Raw genomic sequence first — 24812 nt, 5'->3', positions numbered from 1 at the left:
CGCGCCATGCCGACCAGGCGCAGTGCGGGCGTCCTGCTTTTCCGGCGCCGAGCAGACGGTATCGAGGTGCTGCTCGGGCATATGGGCGGACCGTTCTGGGCTCGCAAGGACGTGGGCGCGTGGTCGATTCCGAAGGGAGAGCCGCTCGGCGTCGAAGACCTCGAGTCGACCGCGCGCCGCGAATTCGAAGAGGAGATCGGTCAGCCCATCCCCTCCGTCGGTCCCGAGATCCCCCTCGGCTCGGTGCAGCAGTCCGGGGGCAAGACGGTGACCGCGTGGGCGTTCGAGGGCGACCTCGACGTGTCCGAGGTCGTCTCGAACACGTTCGAGCTGGAGTGGCCGCCGAGAAGCGGCAAGGTCGCCTCCTACCCCGAGGTCGACCGCGCCGCGTGGCTCTCCCCCGACGAGGCGCGCAGACTGATCGTCAAGGCTCAGGCCGAGTTCATCGACCGACTCGAAGCTCACCTCGCCCGCTGACTCGCCCACTTCACCCCGTCCTGAGACGCTCGGACGGACGAGATGGGCACGTCACCGAGACGATCACCTCGAGGTGCCCAGATCTGTCGGTGTTAGGCGGCCGACACCCGCAGAACTGGGCACCTCGGCACGCCGCTCTCGTCGACTCGCCCACTCCACCCTGTCTTGAGGCGCTCCGACGGGGTGAAGTGGGCAAGTCACTCACGGTGAGGTGCCCAGATCTGTCGGTGTTGCCGGACCTGCGCGGGGCGCGCGGGAGTCTCAGCGGGCGAAGTAGCCCCGGTAGTACTCGTACACCCATCCGACGATGGCGACGAGGAAGAGGGCGACGGCTCCGAAGACGATCCAGACGCCGACCGCGAGGCCCAGGAAGGCGAGCGCGGCCGAGGCGGCGAGAACGAGGGGCCACCAGCTCCAGGGGCTGAAGAAGCCGAGCTCGGGGTCGCCGTCGTCGATGTCCGCGTCGAGGCGGTCTTCGGGGAGTTCTCCGCCCTGCGCGCGGTGGCTGCGTTGGACATAGAAGCCGAGGAACACCGACAGGACACCGGTCAGGGTGATGCCGACCGTGCCGACCCACTCAGGGTGGAGGTCCCACCCGGCGTCGAGCCACGACCAGAAGGCGTAGACGGCGGCGAGGAGGAAGAAGAATACGGCGAGGACGTAGAAGAGAACGTAGTTGGCGCGCACGTGACTACTTCACCTTTCCGGACGCGGCGTCGTAGGTCGGAGCGTCGGGGGCGTCCTTCGCGGGCCCGATACCGATCGGGATGCCGGCCTCGGGGTGGTGCAGATCGAATGCCGGGGACTCGGAACGGATGCGCGGGATCGAGGTGAAGTTGTGGCGCGGCGGCGGACTCGACGTCGCCCATTCGAGCGAGCGCCCGTACCCCCACGGGTCGTCGACCGTCACCTTGGGTGCCTTACGAGCAGTGATCCATACGTTGTAGAGGAACGGGAGCATCGAAGCGCCGAGCAGCATGGCCCCGACGGTCGAGAGCTGGTTCATCCACGTGATGTTGTCTTCGGGGAGATAGGTGTAGTAGCGCCGGGGCATGCCGACGGCACCGAGCCAATGCTGAACGAGGAAGGTCGTGTGGAACCCGAGGAACAACGTCCAGAAGTGGATCTTCCCCAGGCGCTCGTTGAGCATTTTCCCGGTCCACTTCGGCCACCAGAAGTAGAAGCCGGCGAACATGGCGAAGACCACCGTGCCGAACACCACGTAGTGGAAGTGCGCGACGACGAAGTAGGTGTCGGAGACCGCGAAGTCGAGCGGTGGGGAGGCGAGGATCACGCCGGTGAGTCCGCCGAAGACGAAGGTGATCAGGAAGCCGATGGTCCACAGCATCGGTGTCTCGAATGTGATCGATCCACGCCACATCGTGCCGATCCAGTTGAAGATCTTCACACCGGTGGGGACCGCGATGAGCATCGTCATCAGTGAGAAGAACGGCAGCAGGACGGATCCGGTCACATACATGTGGTGCGCCCATACGGTCACCGACAGGGCGGCGATCGCGATGGTCGCGTAGATCAACGTCTTGTAACCGAAGATCGGTTTGCGGCTGAACACCGGAAGGATCTCGGAGACGATGCCGAAGAACGGCAACGCGATGATGTAGACCTCGGGATGGCCGAAGAACCAGAACAGATGCTGCCAGAGGATCGGTCCGCCGGTCTCGGCATCGTAGACGTGCGCGCCGAGAACGCGGTCCGCGCCGAGAGCGAAGAGCGCCGCCGCCAACACCGGGAAGGCCATCAGGACGAGGAGGGAGGTGATCAGCGTGTTCCAGGTGAAGATGGACATCCGGAACATCGTCATGCCCGGCGCCCGCATCGTGATGATGGTGGTGATGAAGTTCACCGCGCCGAGGATGGTTCCGAAGCCGCTGAGCGCGAGCCCGAACACCCAGAGATTCCCTCCGAGCCCCGGCGAGAACGTCGTGCTCGACAGGGGGGCGTAGGCGAACCATCCGAACGACGCAGCGCCGGCGGGGGTGAAGAATCCGGCGACGGCGATGAAACTGCCGAAGGAGTAGAGCCAGTAGGCGAAGGCGTTGAGCCGCGGGAACGCGACGTCTGGTGCTCCGATCTGCAGAGGCATCAGCACGTTGGCGAAGCCCGCGAACAGGGGGGTCGCGAACATGAGCAGCATGATCGTGCCATGCATGGTGAACAGCTGGTTGTACTGCTCCGCCGTCGGCACCAAGTTGAGGCCGGGGGCGAAAAGCTGAGCCCGGATCACCAGCGCCATGACTCCCCCGATGAGGAAGTAGATGAACGAGGTGATGAGGTAGAGGTAGCCGATCGTCTTGTGGTCGGTCGACGTGATCCAGCTGACGATCCTGTTGCCCTTGCGAGCGACCGTGTTCGTCTCGAATACTGCGGCCTGACCCGCGGGAAGACCCGTCGTGGGCCGGTTGAGAGTCGAAGTCATGATTCCTAGTCCACCTGCGACGTGATGTCGTCGGATCCCTCGCTCGGCACGGAGTTGCCGGGCTCGTTCAGATTGCGGTTGTATTCGTCGCCGAGGCGGCCCTCGAAGCCCTGCTCGCGCAACGATGCGGTGTACGCGTCGTACTCAGTCTGGGAGACGACCTTCACCGTGAAGAGCATCTGAGAGTGGTAATCGCCGCACAGCTCGGCGCACTTGCCCGCGTAGGTTCCTTCGCGCGTTGTCGTCACGGTCATGTAGTTCGTCTTGCCCGGGATCATGTCCTTCTTGTAGAGGAAGTCCACGACCCAGAACGAGTGGATCACGTCACGCGACTTGAGCTGGATCTCGACTGTCTTGTCGACGGGAAGGACGAGCACCGGCAGGTCTTCCTGCACCACACCGGTGTCGGCGACGCCCGGAGCCTCCGGCTGGGCCTGGATCCCGGCGGAGTACACGTCCTCGTCGAGGTAGTTGAAGTCCCACGCCCACTGCTTGCCGTAGGCCTCGATCGTGACGTCGGGCTCCTCCGCGCGCGCCTCGATCACGGCCTGATCACGGGCGGTGAATGCAAAGAACCCGAGGACGAGGATCAACGGAACGACCGTGTAGAAGATCTCGATCGGCATGTTGTAGCGCAGTTGCACCGGCAATCCGACCTGGCCGCGCCGACGCCGGTAGACGACGGCCGCCCAGATGATGAGCGCCCAGGTGAGCACACCGACCGCGAGGAGCACGATCCACGATCCCACCCACAGGTCGGAGACCCGTGACGTGTTGCTGGTGACCGCCGACTGATTCTCCTGGAAGCCGGGGAGGAAGCCGTTCAGCTGCGCCGGGGTGCAGCCGGCGAGGATGACGGCCATCGTCACTGCGAGCGGAACTGCCGCCCATCGGATTCGACGTCTGCTGCGCACCCTGAACCTCTCGCAAAAACAACCTTGGAACGAGTGTTCAGTCTATATCGCCCTCGGCGAACGTCCTCGTCCATTCGCCGCGTCCGGGCGGATCGGGATCACCGCGAAACGGGAGAACGCGGGGCCCGGCATGATGCCGAACCCCGCGTTCCTGATCCGTCGCTCGTGCGAAGACGGTGGGTCGGCGGATCAGTGGAACGAGTCTCCGCAGGCGCAGCTGCCGGCCGCGTTGGGGTTGTCGATGGTGAAGCCCTGCTTCTGGATGGTGTCCTCGAAGTCGATCGAGGCGCCGTCGAGGTAGGGGACGCTCATGCGGTCGACGACGACCTCGACCCCATCGAAGTCGCGGGTGACGTCGCCGTCGAGGAGACGCTCGTCGAAGTAGAGCTGGTAGATGAGGCCCGAGCATCCGCCCGGCTGCACTGCGACGCGGAGGCGGAGGTCGTCGCGTCCTTCCTGTTCGAGGAGGGACTTGACCTTGACCGCGGCGGTGTCGCTGAGGGCGACGCCGTGGGTCTCGACCTCGGGATTCTGCGTGAGTGTCACGTCGGTCATCGTGGCTTTTTCCGTTCTCGGGGCTTCTCGCGGGCGTGCGGTCCGCGTTCGCGTGTCGATTCTACGACGCGCGGGGGCGTGCTCGGCGGGTGCGGCGCAGATCAGCGCTTGTCGGCGAGTCGGCTGAGCAGGAGCGCCTCGCCGGTGATGGCGCGCTTCAGCACGCCGAGGTGCTGCGACTCGTTGGGCGAATGGGCGCGGGTGTCGGGGTCTTCGACTCCGGTGACGAGGATCTGCGCGCCGGGGAACGTCTCGGCGAGCTGCGCGATGAAGGGGATGGAACCCCCGACTCCCTGCTCGACGGTGGCGGCGCCCCAACCGTCGGCGAGGGCCTGGCTGGCGAGGGTGAAGGCGTCGCCGGTGGTGTCGACGAGGAAGGGCTCGCCGAGGTCGGGGTCGCTGTAGTCGAGGACAGCGCCGAGGGGCGCGCGGGCGTCGAGGTGGCGGCGCAGCGCCCCGTAGGCGTCGGCGGCCTTCTGACCGGGGGCGATGCGGGTGCTGATGCGCACGCGGACGCTCGGGACGAGCGTGTTGGAGGCGTTCTGCACGGTGGGCGCGTCGATGCCGGTCACCGTGATGGAGGGGCGGAACCACATCTTGGAGTAGATGTCGGCGTCGCCGCCGATGGGGGTGACGCCGTCGAGCAGCGCGGCCTCATCGCGGAACTGCGCGGAGTCGTACTGGGGGGCCTCGGTGCTGGTGTAGGACTCGAGCCCGTCGACGGCGACGACTCCGTCTTCGTCCCACAGGGTGGCGAGGAGCTTGATGGCGGCGAGCATCGCGTCGGGCGCCGCTCCCCCGAACATGCCGGAGTGGGAGGCGTGGTCGAGGGTCGAGACCGTGAGGTTGAAGGCGACGTTGCCGCGGAGGCTGACGGTGAGCGCGGGGGTCGCGGTGTCCCAGTTGTCGGAGTCGGCGACGACGATGACGTCGGCGTCGAGCACCTCGCGGTGGATGTCGAGGAAGTTGCCGAACGAGCGGGAACCGAACTCCTCCTCGCCCTCGTTGAAGAGCACGATGCCGAGGTCGAGGTCGTCGCCGCGGTTCTCGGCGAGGGCGCGCAGAGCCGCGATGTGGGTGATCACTCCGGCTTTGTCGTCGGAGGCGCCGCGCCCGTAGAGGCGGTCGCCGCGGACGGTGGGCTCGTACGGGGCCGACTCCCAGAGCGACTCGTCTCCCGGGGGCTGCACGTCGTGGTGGGCGTAGAGCAGCACGGTAGGCGCGCCGTTCTTCGCGGCGCGGTGCGCGAGCACGGCGGGCTGGCCGGAGACGTCGGATCCGGGGGCGATCGGCACCGAGACGACGTCGACGGTGTCGAAGAGGCCGATGCCGCGGGCGAGCTCGGCGACGGCGTCGGCGCTGGCGCGGACGTTCGCCCCGTCGAACCCGTCCCACGAGACCGAGGGGATGCGCACGAGGGCCGACAGGTCCTTCACCGTTGCCGGGAACGCCGCGTCGACGGTGGCGCGGAGTGCGCTCTCCCGTCCGTCCGAGCCGTTCGATTCAGGAGTGGTCGGCGCAGGGCCCTGTGGTTCCGAAGCCATGGGTTTATCCTATTGGTCACGAGATTTACGAGGTTCGAACCGTGGCCAAGCAGCCCTCCAGCACCACCCCGCCGTCCGAGCCGATCAACGAGACCGGTGACGCGTCCGTGATCGGCAAGGGTCGCTCGACCCCCACCCGCCGTGAGCGCGAGGCCGCGAACAAGCGCCCGCTCGTTCCGACCGACCGCCGTGAGGCGTCGAAGCAGGCGCGCGCGAAGGCCGCGGAGGCCCGCGAGCGCGCCCGCGTCGGCATGGCGAACGGTGAGGACCGTTACCTGCCGACCCGCGACAAGGGTGCTCAGCGCAAGTTCGTGCGCGACTGGGTGGACGCGCGTTGGAGCGTCGGCGAGTTCCTGATCCCGATCATGTTCCTCGTGATCATCGTCACCTTCATCCCCGACGCGTACGTCCAGACGTACTCGATCTTCGCATTGTGGGGCTTCTTCCTGCTCGCGGTGCTCGACGTCGTGATCCTCGGCTTCATCCTGCAGCGCAAGCTCACGGCGAAGTTCGGCGAGGGCCGGGTCGAGCGGGGCTTCCGCTGGTACGCGGCGATGCGCGCGCTCCAGCTGCGCCCGCTGCGCCTGCCGAAGCCGCAGGTCAAGCGCGGCAAATACCCCAACTGACCGGTCCTCAACTGATCAGTCCCGAACGGATCGCGCGAGCGACGGATCGGGCGGGTCTCAGCCGCGGAGGCGGCGCAGGCCCCGGTTGATGCTTCGCGCCCAGAACGGGCCGCGGAAGAGGAAGCCGGTGTAGCCCTGCACGAGGGTCGCGCCCGCGTCGAGACGCTCGGCGACGTCCTCGGCGGTGGTCACCCCGCCGACGGAGACGATGCAGAAGTCGGCCGGGAGCTCGGCGCGGAGGATGCGGAGCACCTCGAGCGAACGCTGTCGCAGCGGCGCTCCGGACAGCCCGCCGGCGCCCGCCGCGGCGACGACCGAAGGGTCGGTCGCGAGACCGTTCCGCGAGATGGTCGTGTTCGTCGCGACGATGCCGGCGAGGCCGCGCTCGAAGGAGAAGCGGCCGATCTCGCGGACCTGCTCGTCGGTGAGGTCGGGCGCGATCTTGACGAGCACCGGGACGCCGTTCGCCTCGGCGGTGACGGCGTCGAGGATCGGTTCGAGCCGGTCGTGCTCGTGCAGCCCGCGGAGGCCCGGCGTGTTCGGCGAGCTGACGTTGACGACGAGGTAGTCGGCGAGCCGGGCGACGGTGCGGGCACTGGCCCGGTAGTCCTCGACGGCGTCGTCGACCTCGACCACGCGGCTCTTGCCGATGTTCACACCGACGACGGGCAGCGCGCGGCGACGGGCGCGGGTGATCTCGCGGGCCGCCGCGGCGGCGCCCCGGTTGTTGAAGCCCATCCGGTTCACGACGGCACGGTCGGGCAGCAGGCGGAACATCCGCGGCGCCGGGTTGCCGTCCTGGGCGATCGCGGTGACCGTGCCGACCTCGACGTGCCCGAAACCGAGGGCGCCGAGGCCCGCGATGGCCCTCGCATCCTTGTCGAATCCGGCGGCGAGGCCGAACGGGGAGGGGAAGACCTGACCGAGCGCCTCGGTGCGCAGCGACCGGTGCGGACGGCAGAGTCGACCGACCACCGAGCTCACGACGGGAAGCCCGAGGAGACGGATGACCTCGTAGGCGAAGTGGTGGGCCTTCTCGGGATCCATGCGCACGAAGACGGTGCGGAAGAACAGCGCGTACGGCCCGCGCTCGGCGCGGGTCGCGGCCCCGGCGCTCAGGGCGCCTGCTCGTCGGTGGGGCGCGCCTCGCGCGAGGCCGCGTTCTCGACCCGCAGCAGCGTGATCGCCTCCTCGAAGTCGTCGAGCGATTCGAAGCCCTGGTACACGCTCGCGAAGCGCAGATAGGCGACCTCGTCGAGTTCGCGCAGCGGCGGCAGGATCGACAGGCCGATCTCGTTCGCGTCGATCTGCGAGGCGCCCGTCGCGCGGATGCTCTCCTCGACGCGCTGCGCGAGGACGGCGAGGTCGGTGTCGGTGACCGGCCGCCCCTGGCACGCCTTGCGCACACCCGAGACGACCTTGTCGCGGCTGAACGGCTCGAGTACACCGTTGCGCTTGATCACGTTGAGACTGGCGGTCTCGGTGGTGCTGAAGCGCCGGTTGCAGTTGGGGCACTGCCGCCGACGTCTGATCGAGAGCCCGTCGTCGCTGACGCGCGAGTCGACGACGCGAGTGTCGGGGTTACGGCAGAACGGACAATGCATGGCGCTACGAGTGTAGGCGTTCGACGCCCGCGACTCGCCCGACCCGGGTCAGCGGAATCGGGCGTCGACCGCCTCGCCGTGGGCGGGCAGATCCTCGGCGTTCGAGAGCGCCGTGATGTGTCCGCGGACGGCGGCGAGAGCCCCGGCGTCGTAGCGGATCACCTGTTGCGGGCGCAGGAAGGTGTGGGCGCCGAGACCGGAGCTGAACCGGGAGGTTCCGCCGGTGGGCAGGACATGGTTCGAGCCGGCGAGGTAGTCGCCCAGGCTGACGGGCGAGTGGGTGCCGAGGAAGACGGCGCCGGCGTTCACGATGCGCTCGGCCTGCTCCTCCGGGGTGGTGGTGATGATCTCGAGGTGTTCGGGACCGTAGGCGTTGCTGAAGGCGACTGCCTGGGCGAGGTCGTCGACGAGGACGATCGCCGACTGCGGGCCCGACAGGGCGACGTGCACCCGCTCGGAGCGCTTGGTCGCGCTCGCGATCTCGGGGATCGCGACGGCGACGGCCTGGGCGAGGTCGGCGGAGTCCGTGACGAGCACCGCGGCCGCCATCTCGTCGTGCTCGGCCTGGCTGACGAGGTCGCTGGCGACGACGACCGGATCGGCGCCCTCGTCGGCGATGACCAGGATCTCGGTGGGGCCCGCTTCCGAGTCGATCCCGACCACGCCCGAGACGAGGCGCTTGGCGGAGGCGACGAAGACGTTGCCCGGCCCGGTGATGAGATCGACCGGGTCGAGGCCCAGCTCGTCGACGCCGTAGGCGAGCGCGCCGATGGCGCCGGCGCCCCCCATGGCGTAGACCTCGTCGACGCCGAGCAGCCCGGCCGCGCCGAGGATGACGGGGTGCACGGATCCGCTGTGATCGGACTGCGGGGGCGACGCGATGGCGAGCGACCCGACGCCCGCCACCTGTGCGGGGACGACGCTCATGACGACGCTCGAGGGATAGACGGCCTTGCCGCCGGGGACGTACAGGCCGACGCGCTCGACCGGCAGCCACCGCTGCACGACCTGCGCCCCGTCGCCGAGCACCGTGACCCGACCCTCGGGGACCTGCGCCGCGCTCGCACGGCGGACGCGGTCGATCGTCTCCTCGAGCGCCGCGCGCACGGCGGGGTCGAGCGCCTCGACGGCGGCGGCGATGTCGGCGGCCGGGACGCGGATCGAGGAGGGGCGGACCCGGTCGAACCGTTCTGCCTGGTCTGCGAGGGCTGCGGCGCCCCGCTCTCGGACGTCGTCGATGAGGGCGGCGGCGGCGTCCGCGGCGCTCGACGGGTCGAGGTCGGGACGGGGAACGAGGGCGAGGAGCTCCGCCTTGGTCGGGGTGCTGCCTCGGAGGTCCAGGAGCTGCATCATGGCGGCGCCAGTCTACCGAGCCGAATCAGTGCGACCCGGGGATTCCCCGCATCCCCGGAATACTGGGGACCTCGCGATGTTGACCCGTGCAGATGGACGAGATCTTCGCCGCCGACGACGTCGCGGCTTTCCGGCAGGCGTTCCGCCGCCACGCGGCGGGCGTCGCGATCGTGACCGCCCGCGACACCGATGGCACCCCGGTGGGCTTCACCGCGACCTCGCTCGCGTCGCTCGCCGCCGTCCCGCCCCTCGCGACCTTCAACATGGCGCGCGTCGCGAGCGCCTGGCACGCCATCGAGAACACCGACCACGTCGTCATCCACATGCTCGGTTCTCGCGACCGTCACCTCGCGCAGAAGCTGTCGGCCGAGGCGTCGGAGCGCTTCGAGGGCGATCACTGGCACGAGGGCCCGTACGGTTTGCCCGTGCTCGACGGGGTGACCGCGTGGATGGTCGGCCGCATCGTGCGTCGCATCCCCGTCGAGGACAACGCGATCGTCGCGGTGCAGATCGAGCAGGGCGCCCTCGGCGACGAGGATGCCCCGTTGCTGTACCACGAGCGCGGCTACCACGCGCCCCGGCCGCTCGACTGAGGTCGGCGCGATCGCCTCGATTCGGAACGAGTCGGGCCGGGACGTCAGAAGGCTTTGACGATGCGCGAGATCGCGTGTCCGAGCGCCCAGATCACGGGAACGCTGACGGCGAGCAGCGCGACGACGTTGGGCTGGAACCACGCGCCATCAGGTCCTGCGACGTAGGCGCCGACGGGGATCGTCCACGACCCTCCCCCGCCGCCTTCGCCTTCTCCGGATTCGTCGCCCGTTCCCCCGCCTCCGCTGCCGCCGCCGAAGCCGACGACGACGAGCGCGACGGGGACGAGCTCTTTGCCGTCGACCGAGGTCTTCTCGCCGTAGGCGAGCGTGACGCCCCGCTCGCGCAGGCCGTCGGCGATCTTCTCCACGATGTTCGTCATGGCGCGAACGCTACTCCCGCGCGCGGAACCCGTACCAGCCCTCGCGGGCTCCGCCCGACCGTGCCTCAGGCGAGGCAGCCGGGCCCGAGCAGCGTCTTCAGTTCGCCGTACAGGTCGGCCGTCACCGACACCGTGTACGGGATCTCGAACACGCGAGCCGTCTGCGCCTTGGTGAGCCGCAGGCGCACCTCGGTGTCCCCCGCGTGGCGGATGAGCACGTCGCCGAGCGCCTTGACCGTGTCGGTCGTCGCCCGGTTGTCGGGCAGCGTGAGGGTGAGTGGACCGCCGCTCCCCCGCTGTCCGACGTCGGGCGTGAAGATGCTGTAGGCGTGCAGGTTGATGCTGTCCTCGCGCTGACTGACCCGACCGCGGACGACGACCACGGTGTCCGTCTCGAGCGCGGGCGCGAACTCCTGGTACGCCTTGCCCATGAACATGACGGTGATCTCGCCGCCGAAGTCCTCGACCTGGATCATGCCGTACTGGTTGCCCGAGTTCTTCGCCGTACGGTGCTGCACCTCGGTGAGCAGGCCCGCGATGGTGACCGTCTCGCCGTCCTCGAGGCTCTCGGAGCCGAGCAGGTCGGCGATGCTCGCCGACGCGTGCTTCGCGAGTTCGAGCTCGAGACCCGCGAGGGGGTGGTCGGAGACGTAGAGGCCGAGCATCTCGCGTTCGAAGGCGAGCTTCTCGCGCTTCTGCCACTCGGGGCGTTCGGGGACCTTGTCGGGCTCCTCTTCGAAGTCGAACATGCCGCCGAACAGGTCGACCTGGCCGTTCGCCTCGTTGCGCTTGATGGACACGGCCGCCTCGACCGCCGACTCGTGGATCTCGAGCAGCGCCCGGCGCGTCGCGCCGAAGGTGTCGAAGGCGCCCGCCTTGATCAGAGACTCGACGGTGCGCTTGTTGGCGACCGCGATGGGCACCTTGCGGAGGAAGTCGTGGAACGAGGTGAAGCGTCCCTTCTCCTCGCGGGCCTTGCGGATGAGGTCGACGACGTTGAAGCCGACGTTGCGCACGGCGCCGAGGCCGAAGCGGATGTCGTCGCCGACGGCCGCGAAGTAGCCGATCGACTCGTTGACGTCGGGCGGCAGCACTTGGATCTTCATGCGGCGGCACTCGTTGAGGTACACCGCGAGCTTGTCGCGGGCGTCGCCGACGCTCGTGAGCAGCGCCGCCATGTACTCGGCCGGGTGGTGCGCTTTGAGGTAGGCGGTCCAGTAGCTGACCACCCCGTACGCGGCCGAGTGCGCCTTGTTGAAGGCGTAGTCGGAGAACGGCAGCAGGATGTCCCAGAGGGTCTTGACCGCCGCGTCGGAGTATCCGCGCTCGTTCATGCCCGCTTTGAAGCCGGCGAACTGCTTGTCCAGCTCGGACTTCTTCTTCTTGCCCATCGCGCGGCGCAGCAGGTCGGCCTGTCCGAGCGAGTAGCCGGCGAGCTTCTGCGCGATCGACATGACCTGCTCCTGATACACGATCAGGCCGTAGGTGGTGCCGAGGATGTCTTCGAGCGGCTCGGCCAGCTCGGGGTGGATCGGCACGATCTCCTGCGCACCGTTCTTGCGCAGCGCGTAGTTGGTGTGCGAGTTCGCGCCCATCGGGCCGGGCCGGTAGAGCGCGCCGACGGCGGAGATGTCCTCGAAGTTGTCGGGGCGCATGAGGCGCAGCAGCGCGCGCATCGGCCCGCCGTCGAACTGGAACACCCCGAGCGTGTCGCCGCGGGCGAGCAGCTGGTAGGTGGGCACGTCGTCGAGTTCGAGCTGTTCGAGCACCGGTCGGTGACCGCGGTTCGCCTCGATGTTGTCGAGCGCGTCGTCGATGATCGTGAGGTTGCGCAGGCCGAGGAAGTCCATCTTGATCAGGCCGAGCGACTCGCAGGCCGGATAGTCGAACTGCGTGACGATCTGGCCGTCCTGCTCGCGCTTCATGATGGGGATGATGTCGAGCAGCGGCTCGCTCGACATGATCACGCCGGCCGCGTGCACGCCCCACTGGCGCTTCAGGTTCTCGAGGCCGAGCGCGGTGTCGAACACCGTCTTCGCCTCGGGGTCGGACTCGATGACCGCCCGGATGTCGACGGCCTCCTTGTAGCGCTCGTGGCTCTTGTCGAAGATGCCGGAGAGCGGGATGTCCTTGCCCATGATGGCGGGCGGCATCGCCTTGGTGAGCTTGTCGCCCATGCCGAACGGGAAGCCGAGCACGCGCGAGCTGTCCTTCAGCGCCTGCTTGGCCTTGATGGTGCCGTAGGTGACGATCTGGGCGACGCGGTCGTCGCCGTACTTCTCGGTGACGTACTTGATGACCTCGCCGCGGCGACGGTCGTCGAAGTCGACGTCGAAGTCGGGCATGGAGACGCGGTCGGGGTTGAGGAACCGCTCGAAGATGAGGCCGTGGCGGATGGGGTCGAGGTCGGTGATCTTCATCGCGTAGGCAACCATCGAGCCGGCGCCCGAGCCGCGGCCGGGGCCGACGCGGATGCCGTTGTTCTTGCTCCAGTTGATGAAGTCGGCGACGACGAGGAAGTAGCCGCTGAAGCCCATCTGGATGATGATGCCGGTCTCGTACTCGGCGCGCTTGCGCACGTCATCGGGGATGCCGTTCGGGTAGCGGTAGTGCAGCCCGGTCTCGATCTCCTTGACCAGCCAGCTGTCCTCGTTCTCTCCGGGAGGGCAGGGGTAGCGCGGCATGTAGTTCGCAGCTTCGTTGAACTGCACGTCGCACCGCTCGGCGATGAGCAGCGTGTTGTCGCACGCTTCGGGGTGGTCGCGGAAGATCTGCCGCATCTCCGACGCGGACTTCAGGTAGAACTCGTCGGCGTCGAACTTGAACCGGTTGGGGTCGTCGAGGGTCGAGCCCGACTGCACGCAGAGCAGGGCGGCGTGCGAGGTCGCGTCGTGGGCGTGCGTGTAGTGCAGGTCGTTGGTCGCGACGAGCGGCAGGTCGAGGTCTTTGGCTAGCCGGATCAGGTCGCTCATGATGCGCCGCTCGATGCCGAGCCCGTGATCCATGATCTCGGCGAAGAAGTTCTCCTTGCCGAAGATGTCGCGGAAGTCGGCCGCCGCCTTCTTCGCCTCCTCGTACTGCCCGAGCCGAAGCCGGGTCTGCACCTCGCCCGACGGGCAGCCGGTCGTGGCGATGAGGCCCTTCGAGTAGGTCTCGAGCAGCTCGCGGTCCATGCGCGGCTTGAAGTAGTAGCCCTCGATCGACGCGCGGGAGCTCAACCGGAACAGGTTGTGCATGCCCTCGTTCGTCGATGAGAGCAGGGTCATGTGCGTGTAGGCACCCGAGCCGGAGACGTCGTCGCCCCCGCCGTCGCCCCATCGGATGCGGGTCTTGTCGCTGCGGTGGGTGCCCGGGGTGAGGTACGCCTCGGTGCCGATGATGGGCTTGATGCCCGCAGCCGTCGCGCTCTTCCAGAAGTCGTAGGCGCCGAAGACGTTGCCGTGGTCGGTGACCGCGACGGCGGGCATTCCCTTCTCGACTGCGGCCGCGATCAGGGGTTTCACCTGCGCGGCTCCGTCGAGCATCGAGTACTCGCTGTGCACGTGGAGGTGGACGAAGGAATCGCCGGAGGTAGCCAACTGGTCGCTTTCTAGCTGGGAACGACAGGCCGCGCGGGTGTCGCGGCGGGTGTGGATGCCGGGTGGAGCAGAAGTCTAAGCGGCGCCCGGGAGGGTCGGCGAGGCGACGCTCCGCGAGGCATCGATACGTCATCGGAGGTCGAGTCGCATCACCACTCTCGGGAAGCCGGCGAGCACCGATTCGGTGTCGGCCGCCTTGCGGAAACCGGCCTTCTCGAACAGGCCGCGGGTTCCGACGTACGCCATGGTGAGGTCGACCTTCTCGCCCTCGTTGTCGACCGGGTAGCCCTCGATCGCCGGCGCCCCGCCCGCGCGGGCGAAGGCCGTCGCCCCCTCGAGGAGCGCGTGGCTGATGCCCTCGCCGCGGTGTCCGGGCCGCACTCGGATGCACCACACGGTCCACACCGGCAGGTCGTCGACGTGCGGGATGCGCCTGCTCTTCGCGAAGCTGTTCAGCTCCGCACGCGGCGCGACCCCCGCCCACCCGACCGGCTCGTCGCCGTCGTAGGCGAGCACCCCCGGAGCGGGAACGGCGGCGCACAGCTCGCGCACCCTCTCGCCCCGCGCCGGCCCGACGAGCTCGCGGTTGGTGCGCGAGTCGACGCGATAACTGAGACACCAGCACACGTTCGCGTCGGGCCGTTTCGGCCCCAACACCTGGGCGACGTCGTCGAAGACGTCGGCGGGCCGGACCTCGATGACCATACGGCCATCATGCTCCCCACCACCGACGCCGTGCTCGCGGCGCGAATAAGTGTCTACCGGTGCGTCAGGAGTCGAGGATGTCGAGGGCGTGCTGCAGGTCCGCCGGGTACACGCTCTCGAACGACACCCACTCCCCCGTCGACGGGTGGCGGAAACCGAGGCGCATCGCGTGCAGCCACTGCCTCGTCAGTCCGAGCCGCTCCGAGAGCACCGGGTCGGCGCCGTACATCGCGTCGCCGACGCACGGGTGCCGCTGCGCGGCCATGTGCACACGGATCTGATGCGTGCGCCCCGTCTCGAGGTGGATCTCGAGCAGTGTCGCCGAGGGGTACGCCTCGAGAGTCTCGTAGTGCGTCACCGACGGTTTGCCGTCGGCGGTCACCGCGAACTTCCAATCCGAGCGCGGGTGCCGGCCGATCGGGGCGTCGATGGTGCCCTCGAACGGATCGGGGTGCCCCTGCACCACGGCGTGGTAGATCTTCTCGACCTCGCGCTCCTTGAACGCCCGTTTCAACACCGTGTACGCGTGCTCGCTCTTCGCGACGACCATCAGGCCGCTCGTCCCGGCGTCGAGGCGATGGACGACACCTGCCCGCTCCGCGGCGCCCGAGGTGCTGATGCGGTACCCCGCCGCGGCGAGGGCGCCGACCACGGTCGGTCCGCTCCAGCCGGGTGACGGATGCGCGGCCACACCGACCGGCTTGTCGACCACCACGATGTCGTCGTCGTCGTGGACGATGCGCAGGTCGGGGACGGGGATCGGCTCGATCTGCGGCGCCGACCGCTCGGTCCAGGTCACCTCGAGCCAGCCGCCGGCGCGGAGCCGGTCGGACTTGCCGAGCGGACGACCGTCGAGGAGCACTCCGCCCTGTTCGGCGACCTCGGCGGCGAGCGTCCGCGAGAAGCCGAGGAGCTTCGCGAGCCCGGCATCGACACGCGAGTCGTTCAGCCCGTCGGGGACGGGCATGCTGCGGCTACTGACCATCGGAGGGTGGGATCAGACCGAGTCGGGCGTGACGCGGGGCGCGGTGCCCTCGTCGGGACGACCGCTGTCCGACGGGGACTCCTTGCGACGGGCCGACGAGCGGCTACCGTCGAGCCCCACTCCGCGGAGCGTGAGCAGGATGAACAGTCCCATGCTCGACACGATGGCGACGTCGGCGATGTTGAAGATCGCCGGGAAACCCCAGATGGTGAGGAAGTCGACGACGTGGCCGGTGCCGAAACCCGGCTCGCGGAACAGCCGGTCGGTGAGGTTGCCGACCGTTCCGCCGAGGAGCAGCCCGAAGAGGGTGCCCCACGCCAGCGACCGGATGCGCCTGGCGAACCAGACGATGAACACGGCGACCGACGCGGCGACGATCGAGAAGATCCAGGTGGACCCGCTCGCGAGCGAGAAGGCCGCGCCAGGGTTGCGGACGAACCGGAACTCGAGCAGTTCGCCGATGACGGGCACCGCGACACCCGGCTCGAGGGTGCTGACGACCCAGATCTTGCTCAGCTGATCGAACGCGTAGACGACCACCGCGACCGCGGCGAGCAGGATCAGCACGCGGCCGTCGAGGCCGCGCACCGCTTTCCTGCCGCCGGGGGTCGCGAGGTCGTCGGCGTTGCGGTCGGAACCGCTCTGATCAGGACTGGCCAAAAGCCTGGAAGCTCGGCGGCTGGCTGACGTTCATGTTGCCGTAGTTGCCGGTGTTCACGATGTTCGACGAGTCGAGCTCGCGCAGCTGACCCTCGATGTAGCCCTTGAGGTTCTGGCGGTACTCGCGCTCGAAGGTGCGCAGCTCGTCGATGCGGTGCTCGAGGAGCGCGCGCTCCTGGTCGAGGGAGCTGATCTGCGAGCGCTGCTTGGCCTCGGCCTCGGCGACCACGCGAGCGGCGGTGGCGTGCCCCTCGGCGATGAGCGCGTCGCGCTTCTCGATGCCCTCGCGCACGTGCTCCTCGTGGAGGCGGCGGGCGAGCTGCAGGAGGTTGTTGGTGTTCGACGGATCGATCGCGCTGGCGTCGACGGCGGCCGTCGGGTAGGGCAGCGACGCGGCCGGCTGAGCGGGCGCGGGCTGCGGCGTCTCGGCACCGGCGGCGGCCGCAGGAGCGGGCGCGGCGCTGCCGGAGCGCTGCAGCTCCGCGATGCGCGACTCGCTGGCGATCAGACGCTGGCGGAGGTCCTCGTTCTCCTGCCCGAGGCGGCGCAGTTCGACGACGACCTCGTCGAGGAAGTCGTCGACCTCGTCCTGGTCGTAGCCCTCACGGAATTTGGTCGGCTGGAATCGCTTGTTGACGACGTCTTCCGGCGTGAGTGCCATATCTTTAGCCACCTTCTAGGAACTCTTGGGTTTTGGACCTGCTCAACGCTAGCGCCCAGGAGGCGATTCACACCCGAACAGGGGCCACGTTTCGTGCATTCAACAATACCGGGCCGCACGGAGCGCGGTAAGACGCGAAGGCCGCCCGCGACGGCTCAGCCGATGCGCGCGACGATGTACATCGCGACGATGACGAGCAGCATCGTGATGCTCCACCCGAAGTCGAGCGCGATGGCGCCGATGCGCAGCGGCGGGATGAGGCGCCGGAAGAAGCGGATCGGCGGGTCGGTCACGGTGTAGGTCACCTCGGCGACGACGAGCAGCGGCCCCCGGGGCCGCCACGATCGCGAGAACGACTGTACGAGATCGAGAGCGAAGCGCGCCCACATCACGAAGAAGTAGAGCAGCAGCGCGAAGTACAGGACGAGTCCGACGATCGCCAAGGGAGTAAGGGCGGTCACCCGTCTATCCAACCATCCCGCGTCGTGCTTGCCCGACAGTGCTTCTTACCGACGGCGTCGGTCAGCACGGAGGCGGCGTCCCGGCGCACACGGACGAGGCGGGCCCGTGGGGGGAAGGGCCCGCTCGACCGGGGAGGCCTCACTGGGTGAAAGCGGCCTCGACGTCGGTCTCGCCGGCACCCTCGCCCGACACGGCGACGTGCGCGGGCGAGAGAAGGAAGACCTTGTTGGTGACGCGCTCGATCTTGCCGTAGAGGCCCTGCGACAGGCCGCTCGCGAAGTCGATCAGGCGGCGGGCGTCGGTCTCGCTCATCTGGGAGAGGTTGATGATCACCGGGACTCCCTCACGGAAGCTCTCGGCGATGACCTGGGCGTCCTTGTACTGACGCGGGTGGACGGTGAGGATCTCGTTCATCTCTGCAGCCGGGGCGACGGCGGCGATGCGGGGCTGACGCTTCGGGAGAGCAGTCACCGTGGCACGGCCTTGGGCGGGAGCGGACGTCGGCTGCTGCTGGACGGGAGCGGCGGGCGCGTCGAGCTGCTCGTCGTAATCCTCGTCGGCGAGGCCGAGGTAGACCATCGTCTTGCGGATGGGGTTGGACATTTCGGTACCTCCGGGGTGGCTTCGAAATTCCACGTTATCCCCGGGGCGGGCGCTCGCCCGTGATTGCCGTACCGATGCGAAGGTGTGTCGCACCCTCGGCGATGGCCTCGGCGAAGTCGCCGGACATGCCGGCCGAGATCGCATCCGCGCCCGGTGCCCGACCTCTGACCGCCTCGGACATCCCGCGCAGTCGCGCATACGCCCGTCGCGGTTCCTCATCGAGCGGCGGCACCGCCATCACTCCGCGCAGCCGCAGTCCCGGCGCGGCGAGGATCTGATCGACCAGAGGCATCAGCGAACCGGGCGCCACACCCCCGCGGGCCGGATCGTCGGTGAGGTTGATCTGGGCGAAGACGTCGGTTTCGAGCTCGTCCGACGCCAGCGCCTGCACGAGCGACTCGCGGTCGACCGAGTGGATGACATGGGCGTAGTCGCGCACCTGTCGGGCTTTCTTGCCCTGCAGCTGACCGACGAAGTGCCAGGTCACGTCGTCGCCGAGCGCGTCCGCCTTCTCGCGCGCCTCCTGATGCCTGCTCTCGCCGAAGTCGCGGACCCCGAGTGCCTGGAGATCGCGGATCAGCTCGATCGGCTGGAACTTGGTGACGACGACGAGGGTGAGTTCTCCCGGATCGCGCCCGGCGAGACGCGACGCCTCCGCGATCCGATCGCGGACCCCGGAGAGCCGCTCGTCGAGGCTCACTTCAGGAAGTCGGGGATGTCCAGGTCGTCGTCATCCTCGTAGTCGGCCTCGATGTCGGTCGTCTGGGTGAGAGTCGTCGTCTCGGCGACGACGGCCCACTCCTGCGATCCGGTCGCACCGTCGGCGGCGGCGTGCGCGCCGCCGGCCGCGACGCCCGCGGGGGCTCCCCCCGCGTCGACGAAGTTGCTGCGACGGCCGTCGCGCTTGGCCGGGTCCGGCTCTCCTCCGTCGAAGCCTGCGGCGATGACGGTGACGCGCACCTCGTCGCCGAGGGTGTCGTCGATGACGGCGCCGAAGATGATGTTGGCCTCGGGGTGGACGGCCTCCTGGACCAGCTTGGCCGCGTCGTTGATCTCGAAGATGCCGAGGTTCGATCCGCCCTGGATGCTGAGCAGCACGCCGTGCGCTCCGTCGATGCTCGCTTCGAGCAGCGGCGACGCGACCGCGAGCTCGGCGGCCTTGATCGCGCGATCGGCTCCCCGTGCCGAGCCGATGCCCATGAGGGCCGAGCCCGCGCCCTGCATGACGCTTTTCACGTCGGCGAAGTCGAGGTTGATGAGGCCGGGGGTGGTGATCAGGTCGGTGATGCCCTGGACACCGGCGAGGAGCACCTGGTCGGCGGTCTGGAACGCCTCCATGATGCTGATGCCGCGGTCGCTGATTTCGAGCAGACGGTCGTTCGGGACGACGATGAGGGTGTCGACCTCGTTCTTCAGCGCCTCGACGCCGCGCTCGGCCTGCGACTGACGACGCTTGCCCTCGAACGCGAACGGCTTGGTGACGACACCGATGGTGAGGGCGCCGATCGACTTCGCGATCCGTGCGACGACGGGAGCGCCACCGGTTCCGGTGCCGCCGCCCTCACCGGCGGTGACGAAGACCATGTCGGCGCCGGCGAGCGCCTCTTCGATCTCTTCGGCGTGGTCTTCTGCGGCGCGACGCCCGACCTCGGGGTCGGCTCCGGCGCCGAGTCCGCGGGTCAGCTCGCGGCCGACGTCGAGCTTGACGTCGGCGTCGGAGAGCAGCAGCGCCTGCGCGTCGGTGTTGATGGCGACGAACTCGACTCCGCGCAGGCCGAGTTCGATCATGCGGTTGACGGCGTTGACGCCGCCACCACCGACGCCGACGACCTTGATCACGGCCAGGTAGTTCTGGTTGTTCGACATTGGCCTGCTCCTGGGAAACTCTAAAGCTCGGGTAGAAGGTTAAAGTTATGCGGGGTATGCATTTCTTCTCGTGCGACGGTACGCGCGACGCCCCTGCAATTCCTCAGGCGCGCCGCGTGTCGGGTTAACGCACGTGAAGCGTTGGTTGAGGGTTTGCGGGCGCGGTTCAGCGGATGATGCCGACGCCGGGCGACGACACGTCGTACTCGGTCACCGCGGTCGGCGCCTGCGCCAGCAGACGGGCGAGATGCACGGCCTTCTGCGCGGAATCGTCGGCACCGCCCCAGACCACCCGCTGACCGGAGACGAGGGTGAGACTCACGTCGTCGACCGTCGACGCGGTCACCGAATCGACCTGCGCCACCAGCTCGGCCGGCAGAGCGACGAGCACCGCAGCGGCGGCCGTGAACGGGACGCCCGTCACGTCCCCGTCGGCCGTCGCGATGATCGGGTACCCGGCGATGCGCTCGGCGGAGGACTCCACGACGACTCCGGCCGAATCGACCAGCTCGAAGGCGCCGCCGCGCTGCAGGACGCCGACGGGAGTGCGCTCGACGACGCGCACGACGAGCGTCCCGGGCGGTCGCGACTCGGTCACGTAACTCTGGATCAGCGGCAAGGTACCGAGGCCCTGCTCGATGCGGGAGAAGTCGAGCAGCGGCAGCGGGGTGCCGACCTGGTCGTCCACGACCCCGACGATCTGCTCGACGGGGACCCGCGATGCACCCTCGACCTGGATGTCGCGCAGCGCGAACAGCGGCGAGAACGCGCCGAGAGCGACCACCCCGGCGAGCGAGCCGACCATCGCGAGCGCCACCAGCCAGGCGGCTCGGGCGCGGCGCCTGCGCTCGGTGAAGCGGCGCACCTCGGCGCGTTCGCTGCGTCGGCGGCGCCGAGTCGCCCTGCGGAGGTCCGCTTTGGCGCGCCGTTCGGCGGCCGCCGCATCGCGGGCCGCTTCGCGCGGGGTCGGAGCCGTCGGACCCTGATCGCGGCGTGCGCGGTCCGGGCGCGGTGCCGTCCGTCCGGACGCGCGCGAGGGCGCCTCCGGGGGAACGGGAGGCGCCGGCGGCGTGAATCCCGCGGGACGCTTCACCCTGCTCCGCCGCCCGATGCCGAGTCGGCCGCGGGCTCGCCGTCGAGCGCGTCCAGCAGCTGCGGAACGATGCGGTAGACGCTGCCGCAGCTGAGGGTCATGACGATGTCGCCCTCACGGGCGATCTCGGCGACACGGGAGGCGGCGTCGGCCCAGTCCGGCAGGAAGTCGACCTTGCTCTGGTCGTCGAACTCGGCGCTCACCAGTTCGCCGCTGACACCGGGGACCGGGTCCTCGCGGGCCCCGTCGACGTCGAGCACGATGGTGTGGTCGGCGAGCTCCTCGTAGACGCTCGCGAACTGCGGCGACATCAGTCGGGTGCGGCTGAACAGATGGGGCTGGTGCACCGCGATGATGCGCCCCTCGCCGACGACGCTGCGCGCGGTCGCGAGCGCGGCGGCGGCCTCGGAGGGGTGGTGCGCGTAGTCGTCGAACACCCGCACGCCGCGCCGTTCGCCCTTGTATTCGAAGCGCCGCTTCGTGCCGCCGAAGGCACCGAGCGCACGGGCGACGTCGGCGGGCGCGTAGCCGAGGCCGACGAGCACGGCGAACGCGCCGGTCGCGTTGATGGCGTTGTGCCGTCCGGCCACCCCGAGCGAGACCGGGTGGGTCTCGCCCTTCCAGGTCACACTGAACGAGACCCGCTCCCCCGCGTCGATGTCGGTGACGCGGACATCGGCGTCGTCGGCCTCGCCGAAGGTGACGAGGTTCTTGTTCTCGATGAGCTCGCGGATGCGCTGCGTGCCGGAGTCGTCGGAGGACAGCACGACGAGCTCCGACGCCCGGTCGGCGAAGATGCCGAACGCCGCGTCGAAGGCGCCGATGCTGCCGTAGTGGTCGAGGTGGTCGGAGTCGACGTTCGTGATCAGCGCGATCGCGGTGTCGTAGAGCAGGAAGGATCCGTCCGACTCGTCGGCCTCGAGCACGAACAGGTCGCTCTCGCCGCGCGCGGCGCTCGTGCCGACCTTGGAGATGATGCCGCCGTTCACGAAGTTGGGGTCGGCGTCGAGTTCGAGGAGGGCGGTGATGATCATGCCCGCCGACGTGGTCTTGCCGTGCGCGCCGGCCACGGAGACGACCCGCTTGCCGAGGGTGAGCCACTTGAGCGCCTGCGAGCGGTGCAGCACCGGGATGCCGCGTTCGCGTGCGGCGACGTACTCGGGGTTGTCCTCCCACAGCGCGCTCGTCACGACGAGGGTGTCGGCGTCCTTCACGTTCGCGGCGTCGTGACCGACGGTGATGGTGGCGCCGAGGTCGCGCAGCGCCTGCAGGTAGGGACCCTCGTCACGGTCGGAGCCGGACACGGTGTGCCCCTCCTGCAGGAACATCCGCGCGATGCCGCTCATGCCGGAGCCGCCGATGCCCACGAAGTGCAGGGCTCCCGGGTCGTCGGGGAGGGTGAGGGTGAGGTCGGGCTTGATCGGCACGGGCTCTACCCTAGGTCTCTGATCGGGGTACGATCCCCGAGCGCTTCTTCGAGCAGATCGGCGGTCCGGTCGGCGCCGTCGAGGACCCCTTGCGCTGCCGCGGCGGAGGCCATCGCGGTGACCGCCTCGGAGTCCGCCAGGAGGGGCAGGAGCGTGTCGCGCACCCACTGGGGCACGAAGGCGGCGTCGTCGACGAGCACCCCGCCGCCGGCGGTCACGACGCCCTTGGCGTTGAAGCGCTGCTCGCCGTTGCCGACCGGGTAGGGGACGTAGACGGCGGGGATCCCGAGGGCCGCGAGTTCGCTCACGGTCGCCGCGCCCGCCCGCGAGACCGCGAAGTCGGCGGCGGAGAGGGCGAGCTCCATCCGGTCGCAGTACTCGAGCATCCGGTAGTGCGGGACGTGCGGGTCGCTCACCTCGGCCTTGCCGCCGACGATGTGCAGGATCGACCAGCCGGCGTCGAGGATCGCGGGAGAGGCCTCGAGGACCGTCGCGTTGATCCGCCGCGCGCCGAGCGAACCGCCGGTGACGAGCAGCACGGGCCGCTGCGGGTCGAGGTCGAAGTAGCGCAGCGCGTCCGCGCGCTCCGCGGCACGGTCGAGGGTCTCGATCTCGCGGCGCAGCGGCATGCCGACGGTGCGTGCACCGCGGAGCGGGGTGCCGTCGAAGGCGACCCCCACCCAGTCGGTGAGGCGGGCGCCGAGCCGGTTCGCGAGTCCCGGCCGGGCGTTAGCCTCATGGATCACGAGGGGAAGCCGGGCTCGCCGCGCGGCGAGGTAGGCGGGCGCCGATGCGTAGCCGCCGAACCCGGCGACGAGGTCGACTCCCCTCTCGGTGAGCACCCCGGCGAGGTCGCGGACCGTGGCGCTGAAGGCCGGCCCGAAGCGCAGCGCCGCGAGATCGGGGCGGCGCGGGAACGGGAGACGGGCGATGGGGACCAGTTCGTAGCCCCGCTCGGGCACCAGCCGCGCCTCGAGCCCCTCGCGGGTGCCGAGCACGAGGACCTCGTCCTCCGGGTGGCGGCGCCGCAGCGTGTCGGCGACCGACAGCAGCGGGTTCACGTGCCCCGCCGTGCCCCCACCGGCGAGCAGCCAGACGGTCACGAGCGCACTCCTGCTTCGGGAGCCGCGTTGCGGGCGAACGACAGGGCGACGCCGATCGCGAGCAGGGAGACGATCAGCGCCGTTCCGCCGTTCGATATGAGGGGAAGTGGAACACCGAGGACTGGGAACACCCCCAGGATGACCCCGATGTTAACCATGGCCTGAGTGACGATCCACACCATGATCGCGCTCACGGTGATGCGAGCCATGCTTCCCGGCGCCGCTCCCCCGACGATGCGCGTGAACACGACAGCCACGAGCACGAAGAGGACGATCACCGTGACGGCACCGATGAGTCCGAGCTCCTCGCCGATCACCGCGAAAATGAAGTCGTTGTCCGCCTCGGGAAGCCAAGACCACTTGGCCTTCGAGTTGCCGAGCCCGACGCCGAAGACGCCCCCCGCAGCCAGGGCCCACGTGCCGTGGGTGATCTGCCAGCAGCTGTTCGCATAGTCGTCGGCGCAGCCCGACAGCCACGATTGGATGCGATCGACGCGGGACGAACTGGTGGTTGAGAACAGGAGCGCGGCCGGAATGGCGATTCCGACGACGACACCCAGCTGGCGTAGTGGGACTCCGGCGAAGAACAGCGATCCGAGCACGATGCAGGCGATGATGATGCCGGTGCCAAGGTCACCGCCTCGGAGCACCAACGCCATGGGTACAGCCGACACCACGAGGGCGGGAACCAAGACTTGCTTCCAGTCGGCCAGGCGGTCGCGCCGGTCCGCAAGGAACTTGCCGAGCCACAGCGCGAGAGCCAGTTTCGCAAACTCCGACGGCTGGACGTTGGTGAACCCAAGGTCGAGCCAGTTGCGGTTTCCGCCGTACTCGTAACCAAGATCGGTGAACACGAGGAGCTGGAGTCCTATCGCGCCGACGAGCGCGGGCACCGCGAGTCGCTGCCACCAGCGCCCTGGCACCAGCGAGAACACGAGCATGGCCGGCACCGCGAGCAGCGCCGCACCGCCTTGCTTCATGAAGTCGGCGAAGAAATCCCGTCCCGCGGCGAACGATTCGACCGATGACGACGACAGCACCATCACCAGGCCGAAGACGACGAGGAACAGCGTGGTGCCGAGCAGCAGGAAGTAGTTGCTTCCCTCCGAAACGAACGCACGCCCCAGCCGCACCCGTGCGGCCATGCCGCGCATCGAGCGTGGTGAGGAATCTGGAACCGTTCGCT

Annotated in this window: 25 protein-coding genes; 3 read left to right on the top strand and 22 right to left on the bottom strand. The window is 69.0% G+C overall.

The genetic code is table 11. The features are described 5' to 3' along the window. The first annotated feature begins 6 nt into the window (after positions 1–6). A complete protein-coding gene (locus NGH83_RS06035; protein ID WP_251858160.1) occupies positions 7–477 on the top strand; it encodes an NUDIX domain-containing protein in 471 nt (156 codons plus the stop codon). 261 nt (positions 478–738) lie between these two features. Here NGH83_RS06035 and NGH83_RS06030 read toward each other — a convergent pair whose 3' ends face one another. From NGH83_RS06030 to NGH83_RS06010, 5 genes are all read right to left on the bottom strand, one after another. After that, entirely contained in the window at positions 739–1164 is a 426-nt protein-coding gene (locus NGH83_RS06030; RefSeq protein ID WP_251858159.1) for a cytochrome c oxidase subunit 4, read from the bottom strand. A gap of 4 nt (positions 1165–1168) precedes the next feature. Continuing rightward, positions 1169–2914, bottom strand: coding sequence for a cytochrome c oxidase subunit I (ctaD, locus tag NGH83_RS06025; protein ID WP_251858158.1), 1746 nt, complete (start codon positions 2912–2914; stop codon positions 1169–1171). 5 nt (positions 2915–2919) lie between these two features. Then, positions 2920–3828, bottom strand: coding sequence for a cytochrome c oxidase subunit II (gene coxB / locus NGH83_RS06020; protein WP_251858157.1), 909 nt, complete (start codon positions 3826–3828; stop codon positions 2920–2922). 189 nt (positions 3829–4017) lie between these two features. Further along, entirely contained in the window at positions 4018–4383 is a 366-nt protein-coding gene (locus NGH83_RS06015; protein ID WP_251858156.1) for an iron-sulfur cluster assembly accessory protein, read from the bottom strand. A gap of 101 nt (positions 4384–4484) precedes the next feature. After that, positions 4485–5927, bottom strand: a complete 1443-nt coding sequence (locus NGH83_RS06010) for a dipeptidase (RefSeq protein ID WP_251858155.1) — start codon at positions 5925–5927, stop codon at positions 4485–4487. Positions 5928–5968: 41 nt separating this feature from the next. Between NGH83_RS06010 and NGH83_RS06005 the strand changes: the two genes are divergently transcribed. Beyond that, positions 5969–6553, top strand: coding sequence for a DUF3043 domain-containing protein (locus NGH83_RS06005; RefSeq protein ID WP_251858154.1), 585 nt, complete (start codon positions 5969–5971; stop codon positions 6551–6553). A gap of 57 nt (positions 6554–6610) precedes the next feature. On the opposite strand, the gene NGH83_RS06000 is transcribed toward NGH83_RS06005, so the two are convergent. From NGH83_RS06000 to hisD, 3 genes are read right to left on the bottom strand one after another with little or no spacing between them, the layout of a single operon-like run. Continuing rightward, positions 6611–7672, bottom strand: a complete 1062-nt coding sequence (locus NGH83_RS06000) for a quinone-dependent dihydroorotate dehydrogenase (RefSeq protein ID WP_371872792.1) — start codon at positions 7670–7672, stop codon at positions 6611–6613. After that, on the bottom strand, positions 7669–8157 hold the full coding sequence (gene nrdR / locus NGH83_RS05995) for a transcriptional regulator NrdR (RefSeq protein ID WP_251858152.1): 489 nt from the start codon (positions 8155–8157) through the stop codon (positions 7669–7671). The genes NGH83_RS06000 and nrdR overlap by 4 nt, the downstream gene beginning before the upstream one ends. 48 nt (positions 8158–8205) lie before the next feature. Beyond that, entirely contained in the window at positions 8206–9510 is a 1305-nt protein-coding gene (gene hisD, locus NGH83_RS05990) for a histidinol dehydrogenase (protein WP_251858151.1), read from the bottom strand. A 92-nt stretch (positions 9511–9602) separates the two neighbouring features. On the opposite strand from hisD, the gene NGH83_RS05985 reads away from it, so the two are divergent. Then, a complete protein-coding gene (locus NGH83_RS05985; protein ID WP_251858150.1) occupies positions 9603–10103 on the top strand; it encodes a flavin reductase family protein in 501 nt (166 codons plus the stop codon). Between the two features lie 44 nt (positions 10104–10147). On the opposite strand, the gene NGH83_RS05980 is transcribed toward NGH83_RS05985, so the two are convergent. The 14 genes from NGH83_RS05980 to ftsW form a co-directional block, all read right to left on the bottom strand. Further along, positions 10148–10483 carry a hypothetical protein gene (locus tag NGH83_RS05980; protein ID WP_251858149.1) on the bottom strand — a complete coding sequence of 112 codons (336 nt, stop codon included), beginning with the start codon at positions 10481–10483 and terminating at the stop codon, positions 10148–10150. 65 nt (positions 10484–10548) lie between these two features. Further along, the gene (gene dnaE / locus NGH83_RS05975) at positions 10549–14061 is read right to left on the bottom strand and encodes a DNA polymerase III subunit alpha (protein WP_256470124.1); all 3513 of its coding nucleotides are present in this window, start codon (positions 14059–14061) and stop codon (positions 10549–10551) included. A 129-nt stretch (positions 14062–14190) separates the two neighbouring features. Next, entirely contained in the window at positions 14191–14766 is a 576-nt protein-coding gene (locus NGH83_RS05970) for a GNAT family N-acetyltransferase (RefSeq protein ID WP_251858148.1), read from the bottom strand. 64 nt (positions 14767–14830) lie between these two features. Further along, complete coding sequence (locus tag NGH83_RS05965) at positions 14831–15751, bottom strand: RluA family pseudouridine synthase (RefSeq protein ID WP_251858147.1); 921 nt, start codon at positions 15749–15751, stop codon at positions 14831–14833. Positions 15752–15763: 12 nt separating this feature from the next. Then, positions 15764–16411 (bottom strand): signal peptidase II, encoded by a 648-nt coding sequence (lspA, locus tag NGH83_RS05960; RefSeq protein ID WP_371872770.1) that lies wholly within the window; start codon positions 16409–16411, stop codon positions 15764–15766. Continuing rightward, positions 16398–17072, bottom strand: coding sequence for a DivIVA domain-containing protein (locus tag NGH83_RS05955; RefSeq protein ID WP_251858146.1), 675 nt, complete (start codon positions 17070–17072; stop codon positions 16398–16400). Before NGH83_RS05955 ends, lspA begins: the two co-directional genes overlap by 14 nt. A gap of 155 nt (positions 17073–17227) precedes the next feature. Then, positions 17228–17533 carry a YggT family protein gene (locus NGH83_RS05950; RefSeq protein ID WP_251858145.1) on the bottom strand — a complete coding sequence of 102 codons (306 nt, stop codon included), beginning with the start codon at positions 17531–17533 and terminating at the stop codon, positions 17228–17230. Positions 17534–17672: 139 nt separating this feature from the next. Further along, entirely contained in the window at positions 17673–18137 is a 465-nt protein-coding gene (locus tag NGH83_RS05945) for a cell division protein SepF (RefSeq protein WP_251858144.1), read from the bottom strand. 34 nt (positions 18138–18171) lie between these two features. Beyond that, positions 18172–18837, bottom strand: a complete 666-nt coding sequence (locus tag NGH83_RS05940; RefSeq protein ID WP_251858143.1) for a YggS family pyridoxal phosphate-dependent enzyme — start codon at positions 18835–18837, stop codon at positions 18172–18174. Then, positions 18834–20003, bottom strand: coding sequence for a cell division protein FtsZ (gene ftsZ, locus NGH83_RS05935; protein ID WP_251858142.1), 1170 nt, complete (start codon positions 20001–20003; stop codon positions 18834–18836). Before ftsZ ends, NGH83_RS05940 begins: the two co-directional genes overlap by 4 nt. Positions 20004–20169: 166 nt before the next feature. Further along, the gene (locus tag NGH83_RS05930; protein WP_251858141.1) at positions 20170–21096 is read right to left on the bottom strand and encodes an FtsQ-type POTRA domain-containing protein; all 927 of its coding nucleotides are present in this window, start codon (positions 21094–21096) and stop codon (positions 20170–20172) included. After that, on the bottom strand, positions 21093–22523 hold the full coding sequence (murC, locus tag NGH83_RS05925; protein ID WP_251858140.1) for a UDP-N-acetylmuramate--L-alanine ligase: 1431 nt from the start codon (positions 22521–22523) through the stop codon (positions 21093–21095). Before murC ends, NGH83_RS05930 begins: the two co-directional genes overlap by 4 nt. 5 nt (positions 22524–22528) lie before the next feature. Next, the gene (locus NGH83_RS05920; RefSeq protein WP_251858139.1) at positions 22529–23626 is read right to left on the bottom strand and encodes a glycosyltransferase; all 1098 of its coding nucleotides are present in this window, start codon (positions 23624–23626) and stop codon (positions 22529–22531) included. Beyond that, complete coding sequence (gene ftsW / locus NGH83_RS05915) at positions 23623–24771, bottom strand: putative lipid II flippase FtsW (RefSeq protein ID WP_251858138.1); 1149 nt, start codon at positions 24769–24771, stop codon at positions 23623–23625. Before ftsW ends, NGH83_RS05920 begins: the two co-directional genes overlap by 4 nt. Between the last annotated feature and the right edge of the window lie 41 nt (positions 24772–24812).

The organism is Herbiconiux sp. L3-i23, from assembly GCF_023734115.1.
Taxonomy (GTDB): domain Bacteria; phylum Actinomycetota; class Actinomycetes; order Actinomycetales; family Microbacteriaceae; genus Naasia.
This window is presented reverse-complemented; position numbering and strand designations above follow the sequence as displayed.

Excerpts from the sequence above, each read along its gene's own strand:
- NGH83_RS05955 (WP_251858146.1), bottom strand. The coding sequence starts at position 17,072 with ATGGCACTCACGCCGGAAGACGTCGTCAACAAGCGATTCCAGCCGACC.
- NGH83_RS05985 (WP_251858150.1), top strand. The coding sequence starts at position 9,603 with ATGGACGAGATCTTCGCCGCCGACGACGTCGCGGCTTTCCGGCAGGCG.
- ftsZ (WP_251858142.1), bottom strand. The coding sequence starts at position 20,003 with ATGTCGAACAACCAGAACTACCTGGCCGTGATCAAGGTCGTCGGCGTC.
- hisD (WP_251858151.1), bottom strand. The coding sequence starts at position 9,510 with ATGATGCAGCTCCTGGACCTCCGAGGCAGCACCCCGACCAAGGCGGAG.
- NGH83_RS06015 (WP_251858156.1), bottom strand. The coding sequence starts at position 4,383 with ATGACCGACGTGACACTCACGCAGAATCCCGAGGTCGAGACCCACGGC.
- ftsW (WP_251858138.1), bottom strand. The coding sequence starts at position 24,771 with ATGGCCGCACGGGTGCGGCTGGGGCGTGCGTTCGTTTCGGAGGGAAGC.
- NGH83_RS05980 (WP_251858149.1), bottom strand. The coding sequence starts at position 10,483 with ATGACGAACATCGTGGAGAAGATCGCCGACGGCCTGCGCGAGCGGGGC.
- NGH83_RS05945 (WP_251858144.1), bottom strand. The coding sequence starts at position 18,137 with ATGTCCAACCCCATCCGCAAGACGATGGTCTACCTCGGCCTCGCCGAC.
- ctaD (WP_251858158.1), bottom strand. The coding sequence starts at position 2,914 with ATGACTTCGACTCTCAACCGGCCCACGACGGGTCTTCCCGCGGGTCAG.
- NGH83_RS06035 (WP_251858160.1), top strand. The coding sequence starts at position 7 with ATGCCGACCAGGCGCAGTGCGGGCGTCCTGCTTTTCCGGCGCCGAGCA.
- nrdR (WP_251858152.1), bottom strand. The coding sequence starts at position 8,157 with ATGCATTGTCCGTTCTGCCGTAACCCCGACACTCGCGTCGTCGACTCG.
- NGH83_RS05970 (WP_251858148.1), bottom strand. The coding sequence starts at position 14,766 with ATGGTCATCGAGGTCCGGCCCGCCGACGTCTTCGACGACGTCGCCCAG.
- NGH83_RS06010 (WP_251858155.1), bottom strand. The coding sequence starts at position 5,927 with ATGGCTTCGGAACCACAGGGCCCTGCGCCGACCACTCCTGAATCGAAC.
- NGH83_RS05965 (WP_251858147.1), bottom strand. The coding sequence starts at position 15,751 with ATGGTCAGTAGCCGCAGCATGCCCGTCCCCGACGGGCTGAACGACTCG.